Source organism: Niabella sp., from assembly GCF_030150205.1.
GTDB lineage: Bacteria > Bacteroidota > Bacteroidia > Chitinophagales > Chitinophagaceae > Niabella.
On record NZ_JASLGT010000002.1, the window covers coordinates 439,987 to 458,749 of the forward strand.

14 protein-coding genes are annotated in these 18,763 nt (G+C 45.9%); 7 read left to right on the top strand and 7 right to left on the bottom strand.

Features of this window, described 5'->3' with window-relative positions; all coding sequences use genetic code 11:
• The first annotated feature begins 857 nt into the window (after positions 1 to 857).
• From Q1V85_RS02405 to Q1V85_RS02415, 3 genes are all read left to right on the top strand, one after another.
• The gene (locus tag Q1V85_RS02405; protein ID WP_300597062.1) at positions 858 to 1,664 is read left to right on the top strand and encodes a hypothetical protein; all 807 of its coding nucleotides are present in this window, start codon (positions 858 to 860) and stop codon (positions 1,662 to 1,664) included.
• Positions 1,665 to 2,325: 661 nt separating this feature from the next.
• Positions 2,326 to 3,144, top strand: a complete 819-nt coding sequence (locus Q1V85_RS02410) for a hypothetical protein (RefSeq protein WP_300597064.1) — start codon at positions 2,326 to 2,328, stop codon at positions 3,142 to 3,144.
• 566 nt (positions 3,145 to 3,710) lie between these two features.
• Positions 3,711 to 4,928, top strand: a complete 1,218-nt coding sequence (locus tag Q1V85_RS02415; protein WP_300597066.1) for a hypothetical protein — start codon at positions 3,711 to 3,713, stop codon at positions 4,926 to 4,928.
• Between the two features lie 484 nt (positions 4,929 to 5,412).
• Here Q1V85_RS02415 and Q1V85_RS02420 read toward each other — a convergent pair whose 3' ends face one another.
• Positions 5,413 to 6,390: a hypothetical protein gene (locus tag Q1V85_RS02420; RefSeq protein WP_300597068.1), complete on the bottom strand. Its 978-nt coding sequence runs from the start codon at positions 6,388 to 6,390 to the stop codon at positions 5,413 to 5,415.
• Positions 6,391 to 6,893: 503 nt separating this feature from the next.
• On the opposite strand from Q1V85_RS02420, the gene Q1V85_RS02425 reads away from it, so the two are divergent.
• The gene (locus tag Q1V85_RS02425; protein ID WP_300597070.1) at positions 6,894 to 7,466 is read left to right on the top strand and encodes a hypothetical protein; all 573 of its coding nucleotides are present in this window, start codon (positions 6,894 to 6,896) and stop codon (positions 7,464 to 7,466) included.
• 2 nt (positions 7,467 to 7,468) lie between these two features.
• On the opposite strand, the gene Q1V85_RS02430 is transcribed toward Q1V85_RS02425, so the two are convergent.
• From Q1V85_RS02430 to Q1V85_RS02440, 3 genes are all read right to left on the bottom strand, one after another.
• Positions 7,469 to 8,692, bottom strand: a complete 1,224-nt coding sequence (locus Q1V85_RS02430; RefSeq protein ID WP_300597072.1) for a PQQ-dependent sugar dehydrogenase — start codon at positions 8,690 to 8,692, stop codon at positions 7,469 to 7,471.
• Positions 8,693 to 8,848: 156 nt separating this feature from the next.
• Positions 8,849 to 9,265 carry a polymer-forming cytoskeletal protein gene (locus tag Q1V85_RS02435; RefSeq protein WP_300597074.1) on the bottom strand — a complete coding sequence of 139 codons (417 nt, stop codon included), beginning with the start codon at positions 9,263 to 9,265 and terminating at the stop codon, positions 8,849 to 8,851.
• Positions 9,266 to 9,269: 4 nt separating this feature from the next.
• Positions 9,270 to 10,097: a M23 family metallopeptidase gene (locus Q1V85_RS02440; RefSeq protein WP_300597075.1), complete on the bottom strand. Its 828-nt coding sequence runs from the start codon at positions 10,095 to 10,097 to the stop codon at positions 9,270 to 9,272.
• Between the two features lie 665 nt (positions 10,098 to 10,762).
• On the opposite strand from Q1V85_RS02440, the gene Q1V85_RS02445 reads away from it, so the two are divergent.
• Positions 10,763 to 11,161, top strand: a complete 399-nt coding sequence (locus Q1V85_RS02445; protein WP_300597077.1) for a hypothetical protein — start codon at positions 10,763 to 10,765, stop codon at positions 11,159 to 11,161.
• 559 nt (positions 11,162 to 11,720) lie between these two features.
• Here Q1V85_RS02445 and Q1V85_RS02450 read toward each other — a convergent pair.
• A complete protein-coding gene (locus Q1V85_RS02450) occupies positions 11,721 to 12,980 on the bottom strand; it encodes an aminotransferase class I/II-fold pyridoxal phosphate-dependent enzyme (RefSeq protein WP_300597079.1) in 1,260 nt (419 codons plus the stop codon).
• Between the two features lie 171 nt (positions 12,981 to 13,151).
• Positions 13,152 to 15,596, bottom strand: coding sequence for a transglycosylase domain-containing protein (locus Q1V85_RS02455; RefSeq protein ID WP_300597081.1), 2,445 nt, complete (start codon positions 15,594 to 15,596; stop codon positions 13,152 to 13,154).
• A gap of 349 nt (positions 15,597 to 15,945) precedes the next feature.
• On the opposite strand from Q1V85_RS02455, the gene Q1V85_RS02460 reads away from it, so the two are divergent.
• Positions 15,946 to 16,719, top strand: coding sequence for a phosphosulfolactate synthase (locus tag Q1V85_RS02460; protein ID WP_300597083.1), 774 nt, complete (start codon positions 15,946 to 15,948; stop codon positions 16,717 to 16,719).
• The gene (locus Q1V85_RS02465) at positions 16,719 to 17,453 is read left to right on the top strand and encodes a shikimate dehydrogenase (protein ID WP_300597085.1); all 735 of its coding nucleotides are present in this window, start codon (positions 16,719 to 16,721) and stop codon (positions 17,451 to 17,453) included. Before Q1V85_RS02460 ends, Q1V85_RS02465 begins: the two co-directional genes overlap by 1 nt.
• Before the next feature lie 183 nt (positions 17,454 to 17,636).
• Here the strand turns inward: Q1V85_RS02465 and Q1V85_RS02470 are convergent, their stop codons facing one another.
• A complete protein-coding gene (locus tag Q1V85_RS02470; RefSeq protein WP_300597087.1) occupies positions 17,637 to 18,509 on the bottom strand; it encodes a cupin-like domain-containing protein in 873 nt (290 codons plus the stop codon).
• Positions 18,510 to 18,763: the final 254 nt, after the last annotated feature.

Here is an 18,763-nt window from a genome sequence, read left to right on the forward strand (position 1 = left end):
TATACAGCCCACTTTTTTTTAAAATCTGATACAATCATTCCGCTCCTTACAGAAGTTGAATATATGACGCTGAAACATTTCTTTAAACGATCTGTTTTGCTGTTTTCTTAAATGCCTGTTATAACGCGTGATTTATTTAAACGGGCCGGCTGCGCTCAAACAACACCAAGAATGGTTCAAAACGAATCGGCGTACACCAACCTTAAAATGAATCGGTGGTTTTTATCTGCTCTTTTTTACCCCTGGTTTGTCCTTCTGAAAAATGAATCTAACGAGTAAAAAAGGGTGTTCAACGAATTTACATAATACGATCTTCTGTATGTAAGTAAATTTGCATAGAAGATCTGTTGGACAACACTGGTGTACACGTGTTGTATAACGGAAAACCAGGCAGGGCGCGGGCTCCGTCTTATTTGGAAAACTGGTTGATGCGCTAACTGTTATTCCTTTAAGTGACCGGAGTTGTGTTTATTGAGCATGTGTGTAACATGCGTAAATGTAATTGCATTTCCGTTTTTATAAATATGCTGGGTGTTGTATATGTAATCGTTTTGCATATGCCTGATCCGCTATTGCCTGACCGCTTCGTATCTATTCCCTCCAAATCAATTGACAACATCCGTTGCGGATGTTACCGCCAACCCTTGAAAGCAAACAATATTGGTTTATGTGCTGTGACTTGTTCTATTGACTTCATTACCTGGTTGTGATAGATGTGCACCCGTACTGTGAACCCCACTCAAAACTATTGCGATACATTGATTCGTATCCTGCATTTTTTTGAATACCGTACCCTCTTTACCAGCTGTCATTTTGGTAACTGATTTTTTATTTCTTAATTCTTAAAACTGCACACAATGAACAAACGTTTTTTACTCTCTATTATCGGCGCATTTATCGTCTTTATAGGCACGGCGCAAAACTGTCTTCAATTAACCAGCGCTAAGTTTTCAAACCCCAGTAATGATGGTCAAACCTGGCAGCTGGATCTGGCTTATAATGCCAGTGGTAACAAAACACTTGAAGTCTACGTCTATTGTAATAATGTGCTCATTTTCCAGGACTGTTTTCAAAGTAATGGCAATGGCACAAAACAATATACCGGCCTCATGTGCGCAACCGGGTTATCTGCGATGAAAGCGGTATTTATACCCCGTACCGGTTCCTGCGGATCGGCACAATGCGGCAACTCTTCAGTGGTGATAGGCGGTGGACCGCTGCCCGTTACTTTCGAAAGTATAACGGCTGTAAAAAAGAACAACCAGATCCAGATCAACTGGACTACTGCTTCGGAAAACAACAGCAAAGAATATGTGGTGGAAGGCTCCTCTGATAATGTGAACTGGACAGCTATTGGTAAGGTGGATTCAAAAGCGGTGAATGGTATTTCTTCAGAGCCGTTGGATTACAGCCTGACGATCGGGTTACCGGTTTCTGTGGCTGCACTGGGATTGGGTGGTTTATTCATGCTTACCCTGGTAAGATCGCGGTGGGCAAGAGTACTGGCCTTGCTGGTGATTGTAGTGGCGGCTGTTTCCTGTTTGAAAGATGGTAAATCAGTAGATGTGGAGAAAGGATCTGTTGGCTATATCCGCATTGCACAGTATGATAAAGATTCTAATATTCCTGCGTATTCAAAAGTAATTACGGTAGTTAATGACTAAGGTGCAGTAAAAGTCAGGATGACCGGGCTGTCTGAAAAGGCAGCCCTTTTTATTTTGATTTCATCCATCCTGGAAATGGATCTGCCGATAAAAAAAGGGTATCCGGCGAAATTTGTATGTTTTATATATTATATATAAGTATGTTTGAATGAAATAGCTGCTGTAAGGTTCGTATGCAGGTGTTGTATGACGGAAGGTCAGACAGGACGCGGGTTTCGTCCTGATGAGAATGCCGTAATTTACTAACTGTGGTTTCTTCAAAATGACCAACGCTGTGTTACCTGAATATGCATCCAATCTATAACGGTATCCGTACCGGTGTTATGGCATCACCATTTTCAGGGATTTTCCGGGTACGGTATATGTGATAATTTTGTATTCATAAGCTTACCTCTACGGGCTAATCGTTCGTACCTATTCCCTCCAAATCAATTGACAACATCCGTTGCGGATGTTACCGCCGACCTTGAAAGCAAACCGTATGGTTATACGTGCTGTGACTTCGTGTATCTGACATGTGCATGAATGCCGTTAACCCCGCTCAAAACTATTGCGATACACCAACTGCGTATCCTGCATTTTTTTGAATACCCGTACCCCTCTTTACCAGATGTCATTTGGTAACTGATTTTTTATTTCTTAATTCTTAAAACTGCACACAATGAACAAACATTTATTCCTCTTCATTATCGGCGCATTTATGGTCTTTACAGGCGCAGCGCAAAATTGTCTTAAATTAACCAATGCCAAGTTTGTAAACCTCGATCCCGGGAGTGGTCTCAGCAGTACTTCCTGGGAGCTGGATCTGGACTATACTACCAGTGGTAATAAAACGCTGGAGCTAACCGTGTATTGCGGCAATACAGTGATTCTTACCGACTGTTTCCAGGTATCCGGCACTGGTACCAAGACGTATACCCTAGCCACCTGTGCTACGGGCTTGAATACCTTAAAGGCTGTATTTATACCCCGTACCGGTTCCTGCGGTTCCGCACAATGCGGCAATTCATCCGTAGTAATCGGTGGTGGCCCGCTGCCCGTTACGTTCGAAAGCATCACTGCTTTAAAAAAGAACAACCAGCTGCAGGTGAACTTTACCACAGCTTCGGAAAACAACAGCAAAGAATATGTGGTAGAAGGCTCCTCTGACAATGTGAGCTGGACGGCTATTGGCAAGGTAGATTCAAAAGCCGTGAATGGTATTTCTTCAGAGCCCCTGGATTACAGCCTGACGATCGGGTTACCGGTTTCTATGGCTGCACTGGGACTGGGTGGTTTATTCATGCTTACGCTTGTAAGATCGCGGTGGGCAAGAGTACTGGCCTTGCTGGTAATTGTAGTGGCGGCTGTTTCCTGTTTGAAAGATGGTAAATCAGTAGATGTGGAGAAAGGATCTGTTGGCTATATCCGTATCGCGCAATATGATAAGGACTCCAATATCCCTGCTTACTCAAAAGTAATAACGGTAGTTAATGATTAAGGTGCAGTAAAACCAGGATGACAGGGGGGCTGTCTGCAAGGGCAGCCCTTTATGAAGTGGTGACTGCGTCGCAGACCTGCACGGATATCCTGTACATAAAACTGCAATTTATTAGCCGTAAATGTAAACCGAATACCGGCGATGAGCTGCTTCTTAAAGAGAAGCAGCTTTTTTTTTGGTATGCTTACGGGGAAACCACAAATGTGCTGTTCCGAAAAATACCCCATTAGCGGTATTGACGGAGGCTTGTTGTTGCTGTACTTTTGCCGGCATCGGTACTCTAGAAAACAAAGCAACTGATATACCCTCCAAACTAACCGATAGTGATCCGCTGCGGATCATGTGCTCCCTCTGAAGAATCCAACATATTGGATATACAAAACAATACATTCGGCAAAGGCCCTTTGAAGAATGATTCTATGATATGATCCTCTGATACTGCCACTCAAAACTATCGCTGAGCCCCCTTCGTGTGCCGGATCTTTTTGAATATTAATGCCCCTCTTTACCAGCTGTCATTCACTGGTACTGATTCTATTATTTTAATTTCTAAAACTGCACAAAAAATGAAATCTTGGCTTTTAAAGAGAGCGGGTATCCGGTCTGCTCTTGTTGGTTCTTTATCCTTATTGCTGGCAACGGCATCGGCACAAACAACGTATTCAACCCCCGGTAACTCCAGTTTTACTCCATCCTCAAGTGGTTTATATAAAATACAGGTTTGGGGCGCCGGTGGACAAGGGGGAGATGGCGCAAATAGCAGCGGCGGCGGCGGCGGCGGCGCTTATTCCGAAGTGACTATTGCACTGGCCAAAAATGGGGTTTGTAACCTGGTAGTAGGTGGAGGCGGTAATACTGCTAATTCAACAGGAGGCAATTCTTCTTTTACCGTACCTGCTCGAGCACCCTATTCCAGCTTTACGGTTACGGCGAATGGAGGTAGTTCCACTACGACCCTCACCGGTGCTGCTGGTGGAGTTGCCCAGGCAAGTACCAGCACCTGGAGCACAAATAGTGGAACAGGGATCAAAAATTTCGCAGGTGGTAACGGAGCCAATGGCACCAACAATACCGGCGGCGGTGGCGGCGGCGCGGCAGATGCCAACGGAGCCGGGGAAAACGGAACTGGTACAACAGGCGGCCCTACAAAAGGTGCCGGTGGCGGTAACGGCGGCGATGGTGCAATTAGCGGCAACAGTAACGGCGTTAATGGCAATGCGCCCGGTGGTGGTGGCGGTGGCCGCAGAAATAACACCAACTCTACTGCTGGCAACGGCGGTAACGGACGTATAGTGATCACATTAATGCAATCACTGCCGGTACAGTTCGAAGCTGTGGCGGCTACTGTAAACGGCAATGATGTAACCGTAAACTTTACCACCCTGGAAGAAATCAATAACGATCATTTTAATATACAGGCTTCAGAGAATGGTACCGATTTCGAAACCATCGCTACTGTAAAATCCAGGCATGCAGGTACGGTGTTTACGGGTGCTACCAATTATGCGGTGCGCATCGATAAAAACGGCAATACCGCATTACTGGGCCTTTCTGCACTGGCTGTGGCTGCCCTGGCGTTGGGTGGGGCCCGCAGAAACCGGAAACTATTCATGTCTGCAGTATTGGGTTATGTGCTGATTGGAATGGTTGCCATTTCCTGCAATAAAAGCGGCACCGCGGTGGATACGGAAGCAGGTAACCGAAAAGCATTTATACGTATTGAACAGGTAGATGCAGATGGACACAACAGCTATTCTAAAATTATAGCGGTTGTTAAAAACTAATACAATCCTGCGCTATGCTTTTGATGCGCTCACAATTTTGTGGGCGCATTTTTATTTTAAAGGGGAATGGATCTTATAAATCTCTGTCACGATTATTCATGACAAGATGCATTTTATTTGTAATGTATCTTTGCGCCGGTTAAGTATTCCGGAACTAACTGCTTTTAATGGGAATATCCTTCAGCTTTCATGTTGGCATGAAAGTTTTGAAGGATATTCTTTTTTACGCGATTATCTATCTATGAAAGGAAGTGAATGCCAGGTCATTAAACGGAACCGGTCGCAGATGCGGGGCTGGGATGCCGGCACTTTAAAGCTAATAATCCATTGATAACAGACTGGTATCTATTTATTAAAATGGTTGTGCTCTTAAAAGGTTTGTGGAGACACAAATCATGACTTGTGCCGCGGGCAGTATTCTCACTGACCGTGCATAAATTGATAAAGCTATTGTTGATACCGGTTGGGTGTAATGGCCGGATGTTTACATAAACAGGGCCAGCTGCATGATCTCTGCTTCGGGTTGCTTTTTTTGTTTTTTGCCTTCTACTGTCTCAACGGGTTTGTCATTTTCAAAATAATGGTTTACCCGGTTAATATCAATGCCGGTTACCCGTTCTGTGCCTTCATTGTTCATTTTTTTATGAATGGTTAGCTGGCAGTTGATGGCAGTACCGTTTTTGAACTGGACTTTTCCGGATTGCACCAGTTTTTTAAATTCCTTAGATTGCATGGTAAAGGAGCGGGGGCGTCCCTGGTACATACCGGTCCATTTGTAACTGCTCTTTTTTAATACCGGTGAAATGATTTCGATATCCACATCATCCACTTCTTCGGGTTCCAGCTTATTGGTGGTAAGTATATAGGCGCCAAATTCATGCCGGGTCAGTCTTTTTTCCTGTGTGGCGGAAGCTTCATGCTCTTCCAGGGCTGTAAAGCGCACGCTGGTAATTTTGGAATACCGGGTCAGCAGTTCAAAGAAATTCGACCGCCGCTTTTTAATGATATTGCTGGTGTCGAGGTTTTCGCAACTGGCGATCAACTGCAGCTTCAGCTTTTCAATCTGCAGCCGCAGCCGTTCGTTATCGGCCGGCATAAACGCTGCGGTTTCCATCAGCTGTTCAATCAGCTTGCGGGCACTATCACCTGCAGAAGCCGACAATGGCGAAGTAATTACTGCCACCAGGGCTGCCGTAGCGATGGTAACGGCTGCCGCTGCCGTTTTTGTTTCTTTTTTTAATGTTACTCTAAAGCGCCGTTTGAATCCCTTTTCCAGCAGCGGTGCTGTTTCAATGATAACGCGCAATTTGAGACGGGATGCTACTTCCCGTACCAACGCCAGTAATTCATACTCGCATTTATTCTGCACCAGCGCATCCATTAAATGCGTGGCTTCTTCAAAAAAATATTCTACTTCAATACAGTTACTGCCTGTATGAAACGCTGCTGTGTTTATGCTCATTGCTTTTCTGCTTTCTTCAGGGGCTGCGAAAGTAGCGCTTTTTTTAACGGGCAGCAAGTAGGCTGATGGTCTACATGATTTGTTTTAACCGCGAGGCGCGCAACGTATCCGCAAAGATTGCAGTGGAATAGCCGGTGGCCGATGGTATGGCGTCCTTCGCGTGTTCCTTGTGTCCCTTGCGGTTTATTTTTAACCGCGAGGCGCGCCAGGTTGTCCGCCGTGGGTTAATCTTGCGCGTGTTTGCATGAGCAGGTACCCGGTTTACGCTCTAAAAATAAATTATAAAATAATTTAATGAGTTTTAAGGGCTTCTGAAGCTTCCTTAGGTTAATACCTGGTTTAATTGAATTAATTGATATACATTGTGTTGCTGTGTATCTTTTACAGGAATGGAAAGGACGCCTGAAGGTTTAAATGTTAAAGAAATTATAAATATATTTTTGCTGAGCGAAAGGGCTTCCCGCGGTTGTAGCTTAGGATATCCTTTAAGCAAAACAACGGCTATGTTAACCCTGTCCCTTTCCCAGGTAACCAATCTTTCGGCATGCGAAGCCTCATTGAAGCAGGCATATAGAAAGCAAAAGACTTTTTTATGGAAGAAACTGGGGCTCGAATTGCAGATAGAGCATCATTTGGATGCCGTATCTGAAATAGACGACTTATTATATAGAAAAAGCGTGGACCTGCAGCGGGTTTCCATGGGTATCGACGGCCTGCCGGAAAAGGCCCGGAAAAAACGGGAACATGAACAGGCGCGGCTGCAGCTGGATATATTGTTGCTGGAAGAACGTAGAGAAAAGCGAAAGCCGGAACGGTTGATAGAAAAAGAAACGAGCCTGCAATGCCTGGAAGTAAGCCTTGAGCAACTGTCCTCAGTGATATTGGAGCTGGAAGCCCATAAGATCCGGCTACAGAAGGAGGCCGCCAATAATGAGATAGCTGATCCCGAAACCGGAACGGCATCTGCTGCCATTCCGGTTTTAAAGGCGGTGACGCCCCGGCAACCGGCCAATCTGCCTGTTAAGAAAAATGATCCGGGAGCGCCGCCGCATCCAAACGGGTATCTGTCCGGGTAAAATTACCGGCCGATCCTGTAAATATTTCCCTTATCCGTAATGGTATAAAGCGTGCCATTTACACAGGCAATATCGCGGAAGCGCTCGTCCCTGTTGGTCAGTAACCGCTCTTCGCCAACCACTTTATTGTTTTTGATCACCAGCCGGTCAACATGCTGTCCGCTGAGGGAAGCCACAAACAAATTGTTTTTCCATTCAGGGATCGCATTACCCCGGTAGAAACAGATACCGCTGGGCGAAATAACCGGGTCCCAGTAATAAACCGGCTGTTCCATTCCTTTGTGCTGTTGCAGGGCGTCGCCCACTTTTGAACCGTTGTATTCGATACCATAGGTGATCACCGGCCAGCCATAATTTCTTCCGGCACGTACGATATTGATCTCATCACCGCCCCGGGGACCAAATTCGGCCTCCCATGCTTCTCCCGTTGCAGGATTTATATCCAATCCCTGGGGATTGCGATGCCCGTAGCTGTATATCTCCGGCATAGCATCCGCTTTCTTCAGGAACGGATTGCCTGCCGCTGGTTTACCACTGGTAGTGATCCTGAATATTTTTCCAAGCCCGGACTGCAATAGCTGCGCCTGTGCCCGGCCTTCAAGGATGGATCGTTCGCCCACCGCTACCAGGAGGTTCCCGGATGCATCAAAAACGATGCGCGAGCCAAAGTGCAGATTGCTGTTCAACGCCGGTGTGGCACGGAAGATCACGGATACATTTTCCACTTTCCCTGCGGCTTCATTCAAATTGCCCCTGGCTACGGCGGTTAAGTTGCCCTTCCCCTGTTTTTCAGCATAGGTCCAGTAAATCATTTTATTGCGGGCATAATTAGGGTCAAAGGCCACATCCAGTAATCCGCCCTGGCCCGATAGGTCAACTGCCGGAAAACCGGTAATGGTTTTTACCAGGGTTCCATCGCCATTGCGTATTTCCATATGGCCCGATTTTACCGTAACCATCAGCCGGCCATCAGGCATGGCTACAATGGCAAAAGGGGCACTTATTTTTTCCGCAATTTTTGTCACCTTGTAGCTTGCAGTGGTTTTAACACCTTTTATCCGGGTTTGTCCGCTGAACGCGGGTTTGTAATCGCTGTTGGGCGCTTTGGTTTCTACAGCAGGCAGGGTATCTGCAGGATGCATCAGAAACGGTTTGTTGCCTGCTGTAGCCGCTGCACCGGTAAGAAAGAAGGAAGCCGAAAGAAGGATCGGAGTTTTGATATGCATAACGTTGTTTTATAAAAATGGATGATAAAAATAGGGGATCCTGCAGGGAAACACCCTGTTAAAACGATTTTATTTTGTGATGAAATACAATAACTGGATTTGTTGGAGCGGGCCACAGGCGGCAGTAAGTTCCGGTATTATGAAGGTCTTTGTTTCTTAGCCGGCCACTGCTGCCTTTTGAGGTTTTGCCACGCCGTTACTTGCCGGCTCCGGACCGGTCATTTTAAGCGTGCCGTTGTACTGGCCGCCCAGCTCTACTTCAAAGGCCGCTACTTCGATGTCTCCGTCGATCAGGCCGGTGCTTTTAATATACAGGTAGCGGCAATGGATATTGCCATATAGCTTCCCGTGCACGACTATAATATTGCTTGTTACGGAACCTTTAATCTCCGATTTTTCTCCAAGAATAATGCCTTCCTTAAGTTCAATATTCCCTTCTACTTTCCCATCGATGCGGATGGCGCCTTCACCGGATATATTGCCTTTAATAAGCATGCCTTCATCAATCACCGTGTTGATGGCAATATTGTCCAGATTTGTTTTTTTATCCCTGGATGTATTCTTTTGAAACATAGCGTTACAGTTTTGTATAAGGCGAAGGATCTGTTCGCACCCCGTTGATCAGGATCTCATAATGCAGATGCGGACCGGTACTTCTACCCGTGCTGCCCACTTCTCCAATCTTGTCACCGGAGCGTATCTGTTGTTGTTGTTTTACGTTTATTTTTGATAAGTGTCCGTATAAGGTCTGAAAGCCGTGCTGATGCTGCACGATCACACAGTTTCCATATCCGCCCTTTACCCCCGCAAAGACAACGATGCCGTCTGCGGTCGTTTTTACGGTTTCCCCGGTCTCCCCGCTAAAATCAAGACCGGTGTGGCCTTCTACCGAGCCCGTTCCGAACGGATTGTAGCGATGTCCGAATCCCGACGTCTGTTCTCCAAAATGAGGACGTCCGATAGGGGTATGGCGGATCACCTCTTCGGCCTTCACCAGCTCCGTATCGTAGAAGCTGGCTACCGCGTCAATATCCGTCATATCAAAGTTTGCCGGGCCGCCGGCATTCTTCACGACCAGCTTCGATAATCCCCTGTCTGTAAGCAACTGGTTGATCTGCTGCATCCGCTGATCGATCGATTTGAAGGTGGCCTTTACTTTATCTACATTGACGGCTTCCTGTATGCGATGCACCTGTTCCAGCCGGCTTTTATAAGCAAGGGTATAAAAATGGCTTGTTTTTTTAAAGATAAAAAAGCAAAGCGATGCGCATAAAAGAAGCATGAGTATGATGCCGCCGATCAGATATTTCCGCCATGATAGCAGCAAGGCCGTAGGAACCTGGATCGCTTTTTTTTCCTTGCCAGAATTATTAACAAACAACACAGAGGTTTTATGTTTGAGCATGGCTGAATACGTTTCGGCGACGTAAGATACGGTAAATCCGTCGCATGATAAAAAAACAATCTATGAAAAGCGGACGTGCGCTTTTCTGTCCATATCCGCCGGTATAACGCACCTGGTCATGGATGCGTCAATGGCTTTTAAGTAGCTGCAATGGCTTTTTATTCGGGGCAGGGTTATGCGTTATATAGCAGAAAAATGCCCCTTTTTGCAGGTGAGGACCGTAATTTGCTGACTTTTATTTTTGGTTGGATATCATGATGAGTATTTTTGTAACTAATTGATTTTTATCTTTTTATAGTTAATCAGGTGTTGCTGCACACCCTATAAACGATCAAATATTGGTTTTATTCAGCCTTTTGCAGGCCGTAGCTTTGTGTTATCAATTTAAAAAAAGTGCATTACAACGCACTCCATTGAGCTCAACAACCAGGATTCGCTTGTCTCGTTTTTGTTTGCCGCCCGGCGATATTGACCATAGAAGAAATTATTGTAAAGAATAAACAAAAGGAGACGTAAAATGAAAGCTTTATTAACAAAAGCTGCAAATGCAGCCTACCAGTTGGGAATCTTATTTTCCAATACCATTACCACAAAGAACATCTACATTAAATAGCAGATGTATTTATAAACTAGAACCTTAATAAAAAATCATAAAAACAATTACCATGAAAATTAAAGTATTATCAATCGTTTTAGCTGCAGTTTTGGCCACTACTATTGCTGCAAACAATGTAATCGCAAACGACAATGTGGATGCTCCTGTTGAGTTAAAATACATCAACAACGCAAATACAGAGTCTCCAATTTACCAGCTGCGTTTAAACAACCTGAACAAGGGTACATATGCCGTTGCTATTAAAGATGAAACCGGTGAGCTGTTGTACAATGAAACGGTTTCAGGTGCTAAGATCGTACGGAACTACCGGTTCGATACGCAGTTACCCGCAAACGTAAAGCTGACTTTTGAAGTAAGCGATGTAAAGAATAACACCGTTAAAGTATACAACATCAGCAAATCTGCCAAAACAGTTGAAGTGGTTGTTGTAAACGAGGTAGTAAAATAACCAGTAAATAATCGTTGTTAAAACGCAGGAGCTGTCCATAAGGACGGCTCTTTTTTATGCCATCATGAACCGGCATTCACGTTCATCTTATAAACCCCTTGTAAAAACAAATGGCCTGTGATGGTTGGGAAAGTTGCAGCACAGCCCTCGGCGGTTGGTAGGCGGGGAAACATACCCGTATAGCTGAGCGCCTCGAGAAAAATGAGATCCTTCCGCTCCGCTTTGCTTCGGTCAGGATGACGATAGCGCGTTTAGTCCTTGCCAAAGCTGAGGTTCTCGTAAAAATGCTTGATGGTAAGGTGTTTTATCTTCTAAAGATCCATCATTGTTTTGTCATGTTGAGGCGCAGACTAAACATCCGGGTATTGGTGAGCGGCCCGACAAGTATGAGATCTTTCCGGTCAGGATGACGATAGCGGGATTTATCATCACCTCGTTCTTCTTTGCGACACAAATTTTTGAAAAGGAATTTCGGTAAAGATGATAACGGGCAAAAAAAATGAGCGACATTCTTTGAGAATAACCGCTCATTTTTTTATGATTGAATAAGATGGCTGTATTACGAGCGCTCTGCCATATCCGGAATGGCGTTTGTTTTGTAGGCGCCGATATCCAGTTTTTCTTTTACTGCAGAGAATGCTTCTAAAGTAGCTTCAATATCCGCATCGGTATGACTGGCAGTTGGAATGAGGCGGTAAATAATATGTCCTTTCGGAATGACCGGGTATACTACAATGGAGCAGAAGATGCGGTAATTTTCCCGGAGGTCCATTACCATTGCTGTAGCTTCTTCAACACCGCCTTTCATATAGATCGGTGTAACCACCGAGTCGGTAGTACCAATGTCAAAGCCGCGTTCTCTTAAACCGTTTTGCAGTTTTAACGCATTGTCCCAAAGCTGTTGTTTTAATTCGGGACGGGTGCGCAAAAGCTCCAGCCGTTTCAGGTTGCCCACTACCAGCGGCATGGGCAGGCTTTTGGCAAAGATCTGGCTGCGGATATTGTAACGGATATAATCAATGATCTGGCGATCGCCGGCAACAAAAGCACCGATGGAGGCCATTGATTTTGCAAAGGTGGAAAAATAAATATCGATCTGGTCCTGTACGCCCTGCTCTTCACCGGCACCGGCACCGGTTTTACCCAGGGTACCAAACCCGTGCGCATCATCCACCAGCAGGCGGAAATCGTATTTGCCTTTTAATGCCGTAATTTCTTTCAGTTTACCCTGGTCTCCGGCCATGCCAAAAACGCCTTCGGTGATTACCAGGATACCGCCTGATTTTTGTTTTTCGATCAGCGCCGTGGCCCGTTCCATTTGTTTTTCAAAGTCTTCAATATTGTTGTGTTTGAAAACAAAACGATGGCCCGGATGCAGTCTTAACCCGTCGATGATGCAGGCATGACTTTCGGCATCATAAACGATCACATCATGACGGCTGCACAGCACATCAATGATGCTTACCATACCCTGGTAGCCAAAATTCAGTAGTACGGCATCTTCCTTACTTACAAAGGCGGCCAGTTCCGCTTCCAGCTGTTCGTGCAGGTTAGAGTTTCCGCTCATCATGCGGGCACCCATGGGTAATGCAAGACCATATTGAGCAGCGCCATCGGCATCGGCCTTCCTGATTTCAGGGTGATTGGCCAGTCCCAGGTAGTTATTCAGGCTCCATACAATAACGTCGTTACCCCGGAATTTCATAACACTGCCAATCTCTCCCTCCAGTTTTGGAAACGCAAAATAACCGTGTGCCCGTTCCCGGTGTTGACCAATGGGTCCGTAATTTTTTAATAGCCGCTCAAAAATGTCTGCCATATAATGATTCGATTTTAAATAAAATAATGCGCAAATATACGATAGTTCAGGCGTCAGGCGTCAGCTATCAGCCATTAGCTGTTAGCTATCAGCCATTAGCTGTTAGCTATCAGCCGGTAGCCTTTAGCCATCAGCTGTGTCTACTGAAAGCTAATGGCTGATAGCTGAGTGCTACTTCTCCGGCTCGGGGTTTTTATTTTTATCTTTTTTCTTAAAGAGACCACCCAGGAACCCTTTTTTCTTTTTGGGCTCATCACTGGATCCGATGGGTTTGCCCTGTACGGCTTTCGACGGTTCTTTTTTAGTGGTATCCTTAACCGGGCCTTTTTCATCGGTAACCGGTTTAGATTCCGGACCAATGTACTCGTTGTTATTTTGCATATAATCCTGCTCTGTACCCAGCCCGGCATCCGCACCTTCAGCAGTGGGTTCCGGGTTTTCTGAAGTTACATATTGTGAAGGATCGGCGCTGAGCATTTCGTTTTCCATGGTGGCCGGTTCTGCAAATTTTTCATCTTTATTAATGCCCAGGGCTTTATCGGCATATACTTTTTTAAAGAACGCTTCCCATATGGGGCGTGCGGCTTCACCACCAAAACCACCCTTGCCTTCATTGCGGATAAAACGGTCGTCGCAACCAACCCAAACACCACCCAGCAACTGGGGAGTAAAGCCCATAAACCAGGCATCACTGTTGTCGTTGGTAGTACCGGTTTTGCCGGCCATTTCAGCAGCACCCAGGCGGGCACGCAATCCGGCGGCGGTACCTTTATCTACTATGCCCTGCATCATGCGGCTCATGGTGTAGGCGGTGGCTTCGCTGATGGCTTCTTTACGGTTCACACTATAATCAAACCGCTTGATCACGTTCCCGTTGCGGTCTTCAATACGGCTGATAAAATAAGGTTTGGTGGAAAATCCCCGTCCTCCGAACATGGAATACCCCCAAAGCATTTCAAAAAGCGAAAGTTCGCAGGCACCCAGGGCAATAGAAGGGAAGGGGGCTACTTTTGTGGGGATATTGATCCGTTGTAAAAAATTAGCGAATTGGGCCGGCCCCACGATCTTCATGATATACGCGGTAGCACAGTTGCGGGACCATGCCAGGGCAGAGGCCATCGTCATGGTGCGGCCGGTACAGGTTCTTCCGGTGGCCGGTACCAGCTGGCCATTGCCAAAATTCTGCTGCACATCTTCCACCATCGATTCCGGCGTCATCCCTCTTTCTTCAATCGCTTCGGCGTATAACAGCGGTTTAATGGTAGATCCTACCTGGCGTTTGGTTCTCAGGTTTACGTGATCGTATTTGTAGGTCTTAAAATCAATACCGCCTACCCAGGCTTTTACCTCACCGGTTACCGGGTCCATTACCATAAAGGCAGACTGTACCATAGTGCGGTGATACTTGATCGAATCATAAGGGGCCATTACCGTGTCTTTGCCCTTATATTTGGCGTCCCAGGCAAATATTTTCATGGGCACTTTCTTGTAAAAACTGGCCTTGATCTCTTTATCGGAAAAACCATCATCCGCCATATTCCGCCAGCGGTCGCTTTCCTTCATGGCCCGTAGCAGCACATTTTCCCGGCCTTTCCATACATCGCCGTTTTTTATAAACGACTGGCGTACCAGGGCGCGCTGCAGGTTGGGTACCTGCATATACACCGCTTCTTCTGCATATTGCTGCATCTGCGGATTGATGGTGGTATAAATTTTTAATCCATCTTCATAAAGACTGTAAGAAGAACCATCCGGTTTTTTCAGGCCCGGATCTTTCAGGATCGTTTTTAGGTCATCGCGCAGTACATCCCGGAAATACGGTGCAAAACCGGTGGTTTCATCCATCTTTTTATAGTTGAGCTTCATGGGCATGGCCGACATCCGTTCGCCTTCTGCAGACGACAGGTTGCCGTTTTCCACCATACGGGCAATCACCAGGTTGCGGCGGTCGATGGCCAGTTTGGGATTCCGCCGGGGGTTATAGATCCCCGGTCCGTTGATCATCCCCACCAGTAAGGCTGCTTCATCCACACTCAGGCGATCCGGCTCTTTCTGAAACCAGGTACGGGCTGCATTGCGGATGCCATATACGTTATCGCTGAAAGGAACAGCGTTGAGGTATAAAGCAACGATCTCTTCCTTGGTAAAATTGCGCTCCAGTTTTACTGAAATGATCCATTCTTTTAATTTCTGGATCACCCGCAGCGCTTTATTGCTCGCCCGCTGGTTAAACAGGGCCAGTGCCAGCTGTTGGGTAATGGTACTGCCGCCCCCTTCTTTTCCCAGTAAAAAGATGGCCCGCAGCGTGCCCTTCAGATCAATACCGGCATGATCGTAAAAACGCTTGTCTTCCGTTGCAATCAGGGCATTGATCACATTCGGGGAAATATCGCGGTACTTTACAAGGGATCGGTTTCCGTTCGGGAGGTAATATTTACCCATCAGGGTGCCATCGGCCGCCAGTACTTCAGAAGCCTGCGTAATGGTAGGGTTCTCCAGTTCTGCCAGTGACGGCATTTTGCCAAATACACCCCAGTTGGCCAACAGCACGGTTAAAATACCTGCTCCGAATAAAATGAAAAAAATTCGCCAAAAAATACGAACGGATTTCTTCATATATAAATGATAAATTGTTTATCAATCCCGTTTCCTTAGGCAATTTTTATGGTTGCCGCAAATACGCTGATTGCGCCTGCGGCGCTTTTCTGCGACAGTGTTGTATTTAAAGCCGGCACCAAATCTGCACATCTGTGGCTTTAAGGAAACGACATTGAATTGTTTATAATAAAATCTGGTACCAAAAATAAGTAAATGCCTTCCGATAAACGGAAATTCGATCGATAATTTAAGGCGGTTTTATCAATTGATCCCTCATTTTCAATGCATTTTCCTGAGGCTTCATTTTATGAATGGCTCAAACTTCCGCAAAATGGTTACTTTTGCGACGATTAATAACTGATACCGAATGAAGTTTAATTTGACGCAGATGCCGGAACGGTACGTTCGTCCACGTACAAACGGCATTACAATGGTAATGGATAAGGGATTGAGTATCGATGAGGCAAAGAGTTTTATGAGTGTTTCTTATCCCCATGTAGATGTATTGAAATTGGGATTTGGTACAGCGGTAGTAACCCCCAACCTGGAAAAAAAGATTGAGGTGTATCGCTCCTATGATATTCCGGTTTATTTTGGAGGCACGTTGTTTGAAGCCTATCTTGTAAGGAACCAGGTAGATGACTATATTGCCATCTGTAAACATTTTGGGATCGATTACATGGAGGTAAGCGATGGCTCCATCAGCATTCCCCATGCAGAGAAATGCGGTTACATCGAAAAGCTGACACAACATGGCACCGTTTTGAGCGAGGTAGGCAGCAAGGATGCCACCCATATCATTCCCCCTTATAAATGGATCGAGTTGATGAAGGCAGAGCTGGAAGCCGGGTCCTCTTATGTAATTGCGGAAGCCCGCGAAGCAGGAAACGTGGGTATTTACCGGGGTACCGGCGAAGTACGGGAAGGACTGGTTCAGGAGATTCTTACCCAGATCCCTTCGGAAAAGATCATTTGGGAAGCACCGCAAAAAGCCCAGCAGCTGTATTTCCTGGAGCTGATCGGCTGTAATGTAAACCTGGGAAATATTCCTCCCAACGAGGTTATTGCACTGGAAGCCATGCGTATTGGCCTGCGGGGCGATTCCTTTAGCTTATACCTGGATAATAAAACCGCGTTTTAATGCGACTGTTTGGTTTAATAGGATTTCCGCTGAGTCAGTCTTTTTCAAAACGATATTTTACGGAGAAGTTTGAAAAAGAAGGGATCGGCAATTGCCGGTACGAAGCCTTTGAAATTCCTTCCATTGAGCACCTGCCGGCCTTACTGCAACAGCACCCGGAGCTGGCGGGCTTTAATGTTACCATTCCTTACAAGCAGGATGTGATGGCGTTTTTGCAGGAACTGGATGGGGAAGCGGCTTCCATCGGAGCCTGTAATTGCATCCGGATCAGTGATGGACGGTTAAAGGGATACAATACGGATGCCGCAGCTTTTGAAACCACTTTGTTGCAACAACTGCAGCCGCATCATACCCAGGCATTGATCCTGGGAACCGGCGGTGCTGCGCGTGCCGTACGGTATACGTTAGAAAAACTGGGAATTGCTTACCGGTATGTATCGCGCACACCGGGGCCGGATGACCTGGGGTATAACGATCTCGATGCCGCCACAATGGAAGCCTATCCTTTAATCATCAATACCACGCCGCTGGGCAGCTATCCCAAAACGGAAGGGAAGCCGGAGCTGCCGTATGCGCTCATCACTCCCCGGCACTACCTCTACGATCTTGTGTACAACCCGCCGCTGACGGCTTTTTTAAAAGAGGGGCAGGAGCGGGGCGCAGTGATCAAAAACGGCTATGATATGCTGGTAGGACAGGCAGAGCTGAGCTGGAATATCTGGAACGCGGAATAATTTGATAATTGGTGAATTTGAAGATTTGAAAATGAATAGGATTTTCAAACCAATATCAGGAAAAGCCGGGCTGGAATATGAATGGATCGTTAGAGCGGGAATATCGGTTCCAGGGCAAGAAGCCATTTCAAATCATCCCATTTTCAAATTTTCAAATCAGCACATTCCCACATTTCCACATTTTCACATTGTCTTCATCGTGTGTTCCGCGTCCGTATATAACTGCTTCACCTTACGATCATACCACCATTTAGGAGCGGTTTTTTTCATGAGCGTATCGATATTCCGCATTCCGAACAAGTTCCATACGCCTTTTAATTTGCCCGAAACGCTGCTTTGTAAAGCCCTGAGACTCATGGCAAAGCCTGCATCTATATATTCCATATGGTGCCAGTATCCGGCAGGCATAAACAGGGTATCTCCATGCTCCAGGATCACCTCGTACCCCCGGGCATTTTTTGTAGCCGGGAACTTTTCGTAGTCAAACTTTTCATAATACGATGCAAAATTCGCCAGGCTTAATACCTCCCAGGGTTTCCGGTATAATTTGTGCTGCTCTTCAAACGGAAAGAGCAGCACCCTTTTTCTTCCGATAAATTGCGTGTGAAGGATATGGCTGAGATCGATATCGAAGTGCATATGGGTTATGGATCCCTCGCCGCCTACAAACAACATGGGGAATTTTTTCACGAATCCTTTCATATAGGCATCGGGCCAGGAAAAATCGGAAACGATCTGGGGGGCATGCTGGAAAATGTTAAATAGAAAGATCCGCAGTTCCACAGGGCCTTTTTTCACCATCTCCAGGTATGCACCAAACTTCATGTAGGCGTCTGCTGTATTGATTGGGGTATAAGAGTCGCTTTTTACATTATTGTAAACACCTACTTCCTTATTGCCTACAATGTTTATAAAATAATCCCAGTTCCAGCGGGAAAACGCCGGCCATTGGCGTGCCAGGTCCCGGATCACAACCGGTTTGTTTTGCTGGTAATAGTTCTTTTTAAAATCTTCCGGGCTAAGATGATCGAATTTATCTAAGGCTGTTAATTGCATAAAATCAATGAATAAGTGACAAATTTAATAATAGTTTCATAAATGATGCGTCCCTTTCAGTGGCTGAAGCCGCGATTTCTGTACCGGGATATTGTAAAAAAACTATCTTTGCGGCCTAAACAAAAACTCACAGAGGAAAACGTTGCAGGCTTAAAAAGGTTTATCGCCTCCGTCTTTTCGTGCCGGAGCGAACCGTAAGTTGTAAAAGAATTGATAAATTTGGCATTCGGGATAAATCAAACTGACAAAAGTGT

Bases quoted from the DNA above. Each gene is read 5' to 3' on its own strand.
- Q1V85_RS02405 (WP_300597062.1), top strand. From the start codon at position 858: ATGAACAAACGTTTTTTACTCTCTATTATCGGCGCATTTATCGTCTTT.
- Q1V85_RS02410 (WP_300597064.1), top strand. From the start codon at position 2,326: ATGAACAAACATTTATTCCTCTTCATTATCGGCGCATTTATGGTCTTT.
- Q1V85_RS02415 (WP_300597066.1), top strand. From the start codon at position 3,711: ATGAAATCTTGGCTTTTAAAGAGAGCGGGTATCCGGTCTGCTCTTGTT.
- Q1V85_RS02420 (WP_300597068.1), bottom strand. From the start codon at position 6,390: ATGAGCATAAACACAGCAGCGTTTCATACAGGCAGTAACTGTATTGAA.
- Q1V85_RS02425 (WP_300597070.1), top strand. From the start codon at position 6,894: ATGTTAACCCTGTCCCTTTCCCAGGTAACCAATCTTTCGGCATGCGAA.
- Q1V85_RS02430 (WP_300597072.1), bottom strand. From the start codon at position 8,692: ATGCATATCAAAACTCCGATCCTTCTTTCGGCTTCCTTCTTTCTTACC.
- Q1V85_RS02435 (WP_300597074.1), bottom strand. From the start codon at position 9,265: ATGTTTCAAAAGAATACATCCAGGGATAAAAAAACAAATCTGGACAAT.
- Q1V85_RS02440 (WP_300597075.1), bottom strand. From the start codon at position 10,097: ATGCTCAAACATAAAACCTCTGTGTTGTTTGTTAATAATTCTGGCAAG.
- Q1V85_RS02445 (WP_300597077.1), top strand. From the start codon at position 10,763: ATGAAAATTAAAGTATTATCAATCGTTTTAGCTGCAGTTTTGGCCACT.
- Q1V85_RS02450 (WP_300597079.1), bottom strand. From the start codon at position 12,980: ATGGCAGACATTTTTGAGCGGCTATTAAAAAATTACGGACCCATTGGT.
- Q1V85_RS02455 (WP_300597081.1), bottom strand. From the start codon at position 15,596: ATGAAGAAATCCGTTCGTATTTTTTGGCGAATTTTTTTCATTTTATTC.
- Q1V85_RS02460 (WP_300597083.1), top strand. From the start codon at position 15,946: ATGAAGTTTAATTTGACGCAGATGCCGGAACGGTACGTTCGTCCACGT.
- Q1V85_RS02465 (WP_300597085.1), top strand. From the start codon at position 16,719: ATGCGACTGTTTGGTTTAATAGGATTTCCGCTGAGTCAGTCTTTTTCA.
- Q1V85_RS02470 (WP_300597087.1), bottom strand. From the start codon at position 18,509: ATGCAATTAACAGCCTTAGATAAATTCGATCATCTTAGCCCGGAAGAT.